Source organism: Leptotrichia sp. SK-5 (assembly GCF_055387215.1).
This window is the reverse complement of the sequence record NZ_AP028931.1, coordinates 2,465,598-2,476,941: the sequence shown is the minus strand read 5'-3', so window position 1 is coordinate 2,476,941 and position 11,344 is coordinate 2,465,598. Positions and strand designations below refer to the sequence as shown.

8 protein-coding genes are annotated in these 11,344 nt (G+C 31.3%); all 8 read left to right on the top strand.

Features of this window, described 5'->3' with window-relative positions:
- Positions 1-15: 15 nt before the first annotated feature.
- The 8 genes from ACZ5B9_RS12075 (at position 16) to ACZ5B9_RS12040 (ending at position 11,343) form a co-directional block, all read left to right on the top strand.
- Entirely contained in the window at positions 16-780 is a 765-nt protein-coding gene (locus ACZ5B9_RS12075; RefSeq protein ID WP_464422806.1) for a restriction endonuclease, read from the top strand.
- Positions 765-1,694, top strand: coding sequence for a DNA-methyltransferase (locus ACZ5B9_RS12070; RefSeq protein ID WP_464422805.1), 930 nt, complete (start codon positions 765-767; stop codon positions 1,692-1,694). The genes ACZ5B9_RS12075 and ACZ5B9_RS12070 overlap by 16 nt, the downstream gene beginning before the upstream one ends.
- 55 nt (positions 1,695-1,749) lie before the next feature.
- Complete coding sequence (gene gatB, locus ACZ5B9_RS12065) at positions 1,750-3,186, top strand: Asp-tRNA(Asn)/Glu-tRNA(Gln) amidotransferase subunit GatB (protein WP_464422804.1); 1,437 nt, start codon at positions 1,750-1,752, stop codon at positions 3,184-3,186.
- Between the two features lie 22 nt (positions 3,187-3,208).
- Positions 3,209-5,317 carry a penicillin-binding transpeptidase domain-containing protein gene (locus tag ACZ5B9_RS12060; protein WP_464422803.1) on the top strand — a complete coding sequence of 703 codons (2,109 nt, stop codon included), beginning with the start codon at positions 3,209-3,211 and terminating at the stop codon, positions 5,315-5,317.
- 49 nt (positions 5,318-5,366) lie between these two features.
- Positions 5,367-7,649, top strand: a complete 2,283-nt coding sequence (priA, locus tag ACZ5B9_RS12055) for a replication restart helicase PriA (RefSeq protein WP_464422802.1) — start codon at positions 5,367-5,369, stop codon at positions 7,647-7,649.
- Between the two features lie 508 nt (positions 7,650-8,157).
- Positions 8,158-9,495, top strand: coding sequence for a signal recognition particle protein (gene ffh, locus ACZ5B9_RS12050; protein WP_071124082.1), 1,338 nt, complete (start codon positions 8,158-8,160; stop codon positions 9,493-9,495).
- Between the two features lie 44 nt (positions 9,496-9,539).
- On the top strand, positions 9,540-10,031 hold the full coding sequence (locus tag ACZ5B9_RS12045) for a hypothetical protein (protein ID WP_464422801.1): 492 nt from the start codon (positions 9,540-9,542) through the stop codon (positions 10,029-10,031).
- A 268-nt stretch (positions 10,032-10,299) separates the two neighbouring features.
- Complete coding sequence (locus ACZ5B9_RS12040; protein ID WP_464422800.1) at positions 10,300-11,343, top strand: glycosyltransferase family 9 protein; 1,044 nt, start codon at positions 10,300-10,302, stop codon at positions 11,341-11,343.
- Position 11,344: the final 1 nt, after the last annotated feature.

Sequence of the window (11,344 nt, the reverse complement as noted above, 5' to 3'; positions counted from 1 at the left end):
TTTTAGGGGGAGTAAATGAAGTATACAGATTTAGATTTGAAAAAACCAATGGAATCTAATAATTATAAAGAAGAATCGGAATTTGTTGTTTCTTCTGTAAAGCAAATTTTGGATGAAAAAAAGGTAATAGGAGATAATAAAATAATAATAAATACGAATTTAAAAATGAGACTTCCATTGGAGAATATAAATAAACTAGCTGCTCCAATGATTGAGGCATGGGCTTTTGAAGTATTTTCAGAGATAAGAGATGATTTTGAAAATAAATATAAACTTATGAATGTAGAGGCACAAGAAAGATTAGGAATGTCAGATATAATATTACAATTTAGAAAAAACGAAGATGTGATAACGGGAAATATTGATGTAAAAGCTACTTCCAATAATATAAAAAATAGTGGCAAATCACCTAATATAACCTCTTTTTCACGAATAAGAACAGCTTATATTCAGAATCCTGATTTTATATTTATAATTTTATCTATAAAACATAAAGTTTATAGTGAGAGGGATAATATTACATTAGCAATGAATGGAATAATGGAATTAACGGATTTTAAAGTGTATGATTTAAAATATGTCAGTGAAAAAGACATTTCTTATAATCCAAGTTTAGGAACTGGACAAATTCAAATAAAAGATATACATTATGTTGAATATCAATATAGAACTACTTGGGAAATGTGCCAATTGTTAGATAGAAAATACTTAAATAGCAGTCGCAGGACTATAGAGAATTTTTATAGGGAAGCGGTGAAAAATAAATGGATAAAGGAATAAAATTAATATTTGGGGATGCTTTGGAGAAGTTAAAAGAAATTTCTGATAAAAGTGTAGATTTAATTGTAACAGATCCTCCATATAATTTAAACAAGGATTACGGATTTACAAAGGATAATCTGGAGTTTGACGAGTATCTTGAGTTTTCACGGCTTTGGATAAAGGAAGCAGTGAGAATTTTGAAAGATGATGGAACTTTATATATTTTTATGGGAATGAAATACATATCGTATGTTTATGTTATGCTGGAAAAAGAGTTTAATTTACATTTTAATTCATGGATAACATGGTTTTATACACAAGGTATTGGTAAAACTAGAGGCTTTTCTCCTAGACATGATGATATTTTGATGTTTACGAAGGATAAGAAAAAATTTAAGTTTAATTTAGATGACATAAGAATACCACAAAAATATTATCGCTCTGTAAATAATATAAGAGGGGCTAATCCTGGAAATGTATGGGAAGTTTCACATGTTCATTACAGTAATAAAAATAGGAAAAAGCATCCTACACAAAAACCGGAAGCATTATATGAACGAATGATACTTGCTTCATCAAATGAGGGAGACCTTGTATTAGATCCATTTTTAGGCAGTGGTACAGCAATGCGAGTTTGTCAGCAGATAAACAGGCAAGGAATAGGGATAGAAATTAATAAAGAATACATAGAAATGTCAGAAGAAAGATTAAATGAGCATTTTTATGGATTTGACAGTATAGATGAGAGAATGAAAAGAATTCCGAATGATTTGAATGATGAGAAACTTAGAAAAGAATATATAGAAAATCATAAAAAATGGTTTTTAAAAAATCATAATTTGGAAATTGAGGAGTTTGAAAAACTTTATTTAGAAAAATACAAAGATAATAGTATAAAATCTAAAAATCGTCTAAAATTATTTAATGAATAATAGAATGTCTTTAAAAAATCAATAATTAAAAAAAATGAAAGGGAAAAATAAAAAAATGAATATGGAATATGAAACAGTCATCGGACTGGAAGTGCATTGTCAATTGAAAACGAATACGAAGGTATGGTGTTCTTGTGATGCGGATTATGATAATAAAGAGCCTAATACTGCGGTATGTCCTATTTGTACAGGGCAGCCTGGGGCTTTGCCGAAGTTGAATGAAAAGGTGCTGGATTATGCGATAAAGGCGGCACTTGCACTTGGGTGCGAGATAAACAGGGAGAGTTATTTTGACAGAAAAAATTATTTTTATCCTGATTCGCCAAAAAATTATCAAATAACACAGTTTTTTAAGCCTTATGCTGAAAATGGAGTTTTGAAAATCACGACGAATAGTGGGAAGGAAGCAAGTGTCGGGATTGAAAGAATACAGATTGAGGAAGATACGGCGAAAAGTATTCATACGGCTTCCGAAACTTTGCTAAATTATAACAGGGCCTCTGTGCCGTTAATTGAGATTATTTCAAAGCCTGAGATAAAAAATGCTGAGGAAGCGTATGCTTATTTGAATACATTGAAGGATAGGCTGAAATATACGAAAGTCAGCGATGTAAGTATGGAACTTGGATCACTTAGATGCGATGCTAATGTTTCTGTTAGAAAAAAGGGTGAAACAAAGCTTGGGACTAGAACGGAAACTAAGAACTTAAACTCGTTTAAAGCGGTTGTAAAGGCGATTGAGTATGAGACAAACAGACAAATTGAAGTGCTTGAAAATGGTGGACGTGTAGTTCAGGAAACAAGACTTTGGGATGAGGAAAATGCGGTTACAAAGCCGATGAGGAGCAAAGAGGAAGCGATGGACTACAGATATTTTCCAGAGCCTGACTTGCCAGCGATTATCATTACTGAATCAAGACTTTCAAATGTAAAGGATGAAATGCCTGAATTTGCAGATGAGAAGGCAAAAAGATTTATTAATGAGTATAAATTGAATGAAATGGAAGCGGCTACTCTTTCATCAGAGCAGGAACTGGCTGAATATTATGAGAAAGTTGTAAAAGTTTCGGATGATGCAAGACTTGCGGCAAACTGGGTATTGACAGAAATTTTACGTGTGTTAAAAGAAAAAAATATTTCTATTGAGGAATTTTCTGTTGAGCCTAAAAATATTGGAAAATTGATTAAATTGATAAAAGCTAATACGATTAGTTCAAAAATTGCAAAAGATGTATTTGAAATATTGCTTTCAGAAAATAAAGATCCTGAAATTATCGTAAAGGAAAAAGGGCTTGTGCAAATTACAGACAACAGCGAAATTGAAAAAATCGTAGAGCAGGTGCTGGCTGAAAATCCTCAGTCTGTGGAAGATTACAAGGCTGGAAAGAGCAACGCGTTAAAATATCTTGTGGGACAGTCAATGAGACTTTCTAAAGGCAAGGCTAATCCGCAAATGATTAATGAAATGATTTTAGCAAGACTGGAAGGTTAATATTGGTTAAAGTAGGAGAAAAATGAAAAAGGGTAATAAAAAAAGCAGTATTATTGACAGAGCAAAGTCAAATATGGAAGAAAATAGGAGAAAACAGAAGTTACAAAAAATTTGTAAAAAACTGTTTAAATATTTTAACACATTTAACGGACGATTTGTATTGATATTTCTTTTTACAATTATAGGATTTGCAGCCTTAATTGGAAGAGTTTATTATCTTCAAACAAAAGGTGGACAAAAGATAAGAGAAGATTCAGAAAAAAAATATTCTTACAAAACGTATAAAAAAGCTAAAAGAGGGAAAATATCCACGAGTGATGGGCAAATTTTGGCATACGATAATGAGGATTATTTTGTTATACTAGATCCAACTTTGATTGATGAGGAAAGTATTGATACATTGCTAGATATGTTAAAAAGATACATTGAATCTTTGGATATTCAAAAATATAAACTTGAGTATTTGGAGAAAAAAAAGGCAGGTAGGCAATATTTAAAAATAGATGATAAAATTTCATATAGAACAAAAATAGAAATTGAGTCAGAAATTGATAATGATAAAAATGAGGCTATTAAACAAAAAAAAGAAAAGTATAAAAGACGGTTTAAAGGAATAGTATTTGAAACAGTTTTCACAAGAAATTATGTGCAGAGTGAGGCTTTTCAAGAAACACTTGGATTTGTAAACAATGAGAATAAAGGTGTTTATGGGATTGAAAAATACTATGATGAACAACTTGCTGGAGAAATGGGAGTTGAGCCAAGACTTAGAATACCAAAGCCATTTTTAGAAATTGTAAAAGTAAAAAATAAAAATGAAGCAAAACCAGCTGTTGAAGGACAAAATCTTGTGCTTACACTTGACAGTGTTATGCAGTATAATCTTGATGACGAGCTTCAAAAGGCATATATAGAACATAGTGCAACTTCAACAATGGGAATTTTAATAGAAGTAGAAACAGGAAAAATATTGGCAATGTCTTCGTATCCAAAGGCTGAAGATAAGTCAACTATAAAAAATAGGACAATTGTTGATTTTTTTGAGCCAGGTTCGATATTTAAGCCTATAACAGTTGCAATAGGATTGGATACAAAAGTGATTAATGAAAATACAAAAATTTATTCACCTGGTTTTATTCGAGTATATGATAGAATAATAAGAGATCACGATAGTTCGACGATTGGAAATTTAGGTTTAGCAGATATAATTGCACATTCTGGAAATGTAGCTATGGTAAAAATACAGGAAAAGATTGATAAAAATACTTTTTATCGTTATTTAATAGACATTGGACTAAGTGGAAAAACAAATGTAGATACATATTTTGAAGCAACACAAAAACTTCGTGAATTTAAAACATTAAAAGATGAAGTAAGAAGAGCTAATATATCTTTTGGACAAGGAATCGCAGTAACACAAATTCAAATGATAACAGCATTAAATACAGTTATAAACAATGGTAAATTAATGAAGCCTTATTTAGTGGACAGAATAGAAGACAATAAGGGAAATATAATAAAGCAAAATAATCCTGTTATGATAAGAAAAGTATTTAGTGATGAAGCGTCAAGATTAAATAGAAGGTACATGGAAGCAAGTGTAAATCGTGGAACTGGTGGAGGAGCGTATATGCCTGGCTATCGTGTTGGTGGAAAAACAGGAACTGCTCAAAAAGCAGAAAAAGATGGATATGGAAATAGACATATTAGTTCGTTTTTTGCATTTTTTCCAGCAGATAAGCCTAAATACGCTATATTGATAACAATTAGCGAACCTAAAGGTGGAAAATATTATGCAGCTCAAGTTGCCTTACCTTCAGTAAGAAGAGTATTGGAAAAATTAATTGAGTATAAGAGAATAAAACCAAATGGGAAGGTAAAAACTCCAGAAAAAATTACTGAAGTTTTTCAGCAGGAAAAGAAAAAGGACTTAGGAAAGATAAAGCAGGATTTTGATAAAAATATTATGCCTGATTTAACTGGAATTAGTTTGAGAGAGTTTTTATCAATTTATCCGCAAGGGAAGTTTGCTCAATATGAAATTACTGGAAGTGGAGCGGTTGTATCACAATTTCCTGAAAAAGGGACTAAACTCGATAAGCATACGAAGATACAGATAATGCTGGAATAAAAGTATTTTTTATAAAAATTAATTGAGGAAGAAATGTTAAGGGGTAAAAATGTATTATTATGAAATTTATGTGGAAAATAATCAGGGAATATACACATATAAATCGGAAGAGAAGTATGAAATTGGGCAATGGTGCATTGTTAATTTTATAAATAAGGATAAAATGGGGCTTGTTATAGCAATCGTTAATGAAAATCAGATTCAGTTTGATATTTCAAAAGTGAAAAAAATTAAGGATGCTGCCCCAGTTTTGTCCATTCCATCCGATATTATGCAGCTTATAAGATGGATAAAAAATTATTATATAAGTGATTATTACAACGTAATAAAGGCAGTTTATCCAGGAGCATTGAAGTTAAATTATTCCAAAAAAGCCATTTTCCAAAAGGAATTTTCAGAAAATAATGAAACTTTGGAAGTGGAAAAAATTGAGGAAATGAAAAAATTTAATGAATATATGAAAAAACGGCAGGAAGTTACCATCGCAACTTTGAAAAAGAATTTTTCCAGTAAAATTGTGGAACAGGCAATAAATGAAAAGGTTATTTCCATTGAAAAGAAAGTTATTTTAAATTCTAAAATTTCAAAAAGAGAAAAGGAAAAAAGTGAAATTGTAGAAAAGGAAATTATTTTGAATGATGAGCAGCAAAAGGCTGTGGATACAATAAAAAATAGTGAAAATCAGATTTTTCTGTTAAAGGGGATAACTGGCTCAGGGAAGACGGAAATATATATTAACTTGATAAAGGAAGCCTTGAAACAAGGGTTTGGCAGTATTTTCCTGGTACCTGAAATTTCACTTACAGTTCAGATGATACAAAGGCTTGAGGAGGAATTTCACAATGAAGTGGCTATTCTTCATAGCAAACTTACAGACAAGGAAAAGCGGGAAGAATGGACTTTCATACGAAATGGCGAAAAGAAAATTGTGATTGGAGCAAGATCGGCGGTTTTTGCACCTGTTCAGAACTTGAAATATATTATTGTGGATGAGGAGCATGAAAATACGTACAAGCAGGAGAATAATCCACGGTATCACGTAAAAAATGTGGCAATAAAAAGAGCATTTTTACAAAACGAAAATTTGAAAAAAGATGAGAAACTTGAAAAAAATAGTGAATTAGAGAAAAATGATAATTTGGAAGAAGCTGAAATTGTAAAAAGTGAAAAGATAAAAGTGATTTTAGGTTCAGCAACTCCTTCGTTTGAAACTTATTATCAGGCACAGCAGGGCGATATTGAATTAATTGAGCTGACAAAACGGTATAAGAATGCTAAACTGCCAAAATTTGAAATTGTGGATTTGAATGAAACAACGGAAAATTTTTCAGAAGAACTGCTAGACAGAATTTCTCAGACTTTACAAAAAAATGAGCAGGTTATCTTGATTTTGAATAGAAAAGCATTTTCAAACTTGCTGAAATGCAAGGATTGTGGAAATATTCCAACTTGTCCGAACTGCAGTATTTCTTTAAACTACTACAAATACGATAATCGCCTGAAATGCCATTACTGCGGCTATGAAAAACGCTTTGACAACACATGTGATGAATGTGGTGGGCATAAAATGAGACAAATTGGGGCTGGGACGGAAAAAATTGAGGAAGAATTGGCGACAGCGTTTCCATCAGCAAGCACTGTGAGAGTAGACTCTGAAAGCATAAAGACAAAGCAAAATTATGAAAAAGCCTACAATGACTTTAAAAATCACAAATACGACATAATGCTTGGAACACAGATTATCGCAAAGGGACTGCATTTTTCAAACGTAACATTAGTCGGAGTAATTAATGCGGACATAATCCTTAATTTTCCAGACTTTCGGGCCTCAGAAAAGACTTTTCAGCTGCTGACACAGGCTTCAGGGCGTGCAGGACGTGGAGAAAAGGATGGGGAAGTGATTATTCAGACTTTTAATGGCGAAAATGATGTAATAAAGAAAACTATTGAAAGTGATTATGAAGGCTATTACAAAAACGAGATGATTATGCGAAAAATGCTGAATTATCCGCCTTTTGGAAGAATTGTAATTTTGGTAATTTCGGCAACGGAGGAAAATCTGGTAACGGAAAAAGCCAAAATTTTGCGTGAAGAAATTATAAGAAATGTAAATGCAGCAATGAACTTGACTTCAAATGATTTTATCTCAGACGCTTTCAAATCCCCAATTTACAAAATAAACGGCAGATACAGATACCAGATATTTTTTAAATTTGAAAGAGAAAATATCTTGAAAATTAAAAAAATCATAAAAAAATGTGTAGGCAAATTTCGCGAAATAGAAAAGAAAATTAGAGTAACGATTGATGTAGATCCTTTAAATATGATGTAATTTTATTTTATATAATTCTAATCAAAAACCCCCAAAAATAAAATTTGGAAATTATAAGTAATTGTTATAATATAATAAATAGAATATGGGATAGGAGTTGATTTTTATGAAGAAATTGATTTTGATTGTGTTACTTGGAATGACAGTTGTAGGATGTACTACAGAGGACATAGCAATTTGGAAAGATTCAGATCGGTGAGCAGCTGAAAGAGGTATAGAATGTTATAGAAGAGGTAATGGTGAATATTATTGCAAGGACAAATATGGAAATCGAGTTTATTAATGTGTGATTTAAGAAAAATGAATTTATGAATGTGGAAGTGGAATTTTTAGGATTCTGCTTCTTTTTTGTTTTAAAAGGGGAATTGTACTCTAGAACTAGAATTAGTATTAAAAAATTTACTATGTATAATCATCTTGTTTTTTCCCCCATAATATGTTATCCTATAATCACGAAAATTAAAAAAATATATAGTAAAAAATATATAAATAAGGAGAAAAATTAATAATGTTTAATAATTTAGGAGATAGATTTAAAGATATATTTAAAAAAGTCAGTGGACAAGGGAAATTGACTGAAAATAATATGAAAGAAGCTTTGAGGGAAGTAAGACTGGCATTGCTTGAAGCAGATGTAAATTACAGCGTGGCTAAAAACTTTGTAGCAAAGATTCGAGAAAAGGCATTGGGAGAACAGGTTATTAGCGGAGTTAATCCTACGCAGCAATTTGTAAAAATTGTAAATGATGAACTTGTGGAAGTGCTTGGAGGTTCAAATGTTTCGATTGCTAAAGCTGATAAAAATCCAACGATTGTAATGCTTTCTGGACTTCAAGGAGCTGGAAAAACTACATTTTCTGGAAAATTGGCAAAGCATTTGAAATCGAAAGGGGAAAAGCCATTTTTGATAGGGGCAGATGTTTATAGACCTGCTGCGAAAAAGCAATTGAAAGTGTTAGGAGAGCAAGTGAAAGTTCCTGTATTTACAATTGATGAAAGTACAGATGCATTGGAGATTGTAAAACAAGGGATTGAGGCTTCAAAAACTGAGCATGCCACTTATGTGATTATTGATACTGCGGGAAGATTACACATTGATGAACAGCTTATGAGTGAATTGCAAGACATAAAGGATAGTTTTAATCCAAATGAAATTTTGCTTGTTGTTGATGGAATGACAGGACAGGATGCGGTTAATGTAGCAAAGGAATTTAATGAACAGCTTGATATTACTGGAGTCGTGCTTACAAAACTCGACGGAGATACTCGGGGAGGAGCTGCTCTTTCAGTAAAGGAAGTTGCAGGAAAGCCAATTAAATTCATAAGTGAAGGGGAAAAACTGGATGACATCGCACCATTTCACCCAGACAGGCTTGCTTCACGTATTCTTGGAATGGGGGATGTCGTTTCACTTGTAGAAAAGGCGCAGGAAGCCATTGATGAAAAAGAAGCCAAGAAAATGGAAGAAAAATTTAGAAAAAATCAATTTGATTTTGAAGATTTTTTAAAGCAGTTTAAGATGATAAGAAAAATGGGATCAATTGCCGGAATTATGAAAATGATACCTGGAGTTGACACTAGCATGATTGACATGGGAATGGCTGAAAAGGAAATGAAAAAGGTTGAAGCAATCATTTTTTCAATGACAGTTCAGGAAAGACGTGATCCAAAACTTCTAAAAAACGGAAGCCGTAAAATGAGAATTGCCAAAGGAAGCGGAGTTCAGGTAAATGACGTAAATAAATTAATAAAACAGTTTGAGCAAATGAAACAGATGATGAAAATGTTTAATAGTGGGGGTATTCCAGGACTTGGTGGAGGATTTATGAAGGGCAGAAGAAGATAAAAAATATATTTAGAAATAAAAAAATAAAAAAGGAGAAAATTAGAATGAAAAAATTAATTTTGATGTTATTTATTATTTTTGGAACACTATCGTTTTCAGCTTTAGATAAAGTTGTAATTGGAGTTATTAATGACAATTATGAAAACCCAGTGATAAGTGGAACAGTAAATCGTGGAGGGCTTGCAAATCTTCTTTTTAAGCTGAAAAAGGATGGAGATTTTGCAAAACAGATGTACAAAAATCTTTCAGGTGCAAATAAAGTCGAATTTATTATAGAAAAACACGATGAATCTGCACTTTTGAGCCTTTTAAAAGTATTTGAAAAAAATAAATACAAAGGGCAATTGGAGGTTACAGAAGTGGCTGCTTCAGAAAATAAGAACATCCGTGAAATTACTAGAAAAAACGGCTGGACTTATAACATCTACCCTTATACAAGTGGAATACCAGGTACTGTGACAATTTCTGGAATTGATACTGATAAGGGAGAATTTGTACAAGATTTATTCCAAAAAGCAAAAGCAGTATTAAAATAAGTTAGTTACTATAAAGAGGGCAGGATTTTTATGAATGCTCTTTTTTATTCGTAAATAAAAATACTTGACTTATAATGGTTATAAATTATAAAATATATTCAAACCTATTTAAAATTAAACTACTAAAAATTATATAAATTTAAGGTTTGAGTAAAATAGTCCTAACTTTTGAGTTCAGTTTTAAATCGGTTTTACTATATATTTGAACACTTGTAAAATTGAATGGAAAAAAATAAAAAAAGAAAATTTATTTTAGAAAAGGGAAAATATGAAAATATTAATAATAAGATTTAGCTCATTTGGAGATGTGGTGCTTACAACTCCGATAATAAGAGCAATTAAGGAGAAGTATCCAGAAGCTGTAATAGATTTTATAGTTTACAATACTTTTTTTGAGGCAATTTCCTTAAATCCTGAAATTAGAAATTTGGTAATTTTTGATAAAAAGAAAAGTAAGGATAGAAATTATATAAAAGATATGATAGGCAAGCTGAAAAAAGAGAATTATGACTATGTTATTGATTTACATTCAAAATTTCTTTCCAGAATTATTGGAAAAAGCCTTCAAAGTAAGAATACTAAGTATTGTCGATATAAAAAGAGAAAATGGTGGAAAACTATACTTGTAAAAGCGAAACTTATTACATATAATGCAGATTGCACAATTGTTGAGAGTTATTTTACTGCATTAAAAAAAATGGGAATAAGTTTTTCTGATAAAAATATAAAAAATGGTCTTGGGGATAATCTGGAATTTTATATTGATAAAAAAATGGAAGAAAAATTTGTACAAAAATATGATTTGAAAGATGGAAGTTATTTTGTGCTGGCTCCTGGAGCTTCTAAATTTACGAAAAAATGGCCTTATTACGATGAACTGGCAAAAAAGATTCTCGAAAATGAAAGTAAATTTGTAAAAAATAATGAAAAGTTGAGAATTTTTGTGATTGGTGGAAAAGAAGATGCGAATGTTGTAAAAGCTGATAGAGATGGACGAGTCATTGATTTGTGCGGAAAAATTTCTTTTAAGGAAAGTGGTGTATTGTTAAAATACGCCAAAGCGGCAGTCGTAAACGATTCAGGTCCTTTCCATATAGCTAGAGCCGTAAAAGCCAACACTTTTGTATTTTTTGGACCAACTGATCCAAAATTATTTTCCTTTGAAAAAAGTACATTTTTGCTAAATAATCCACACTGTCCGCCACATTCACTTTATGGAGATGACAAATTTCCTAAGAAATATGCAGATTGTATGACGGGAATTTTGGTAGAAACTGTATTTGACAAAATTGTTAAGGAATATGACAATTAAA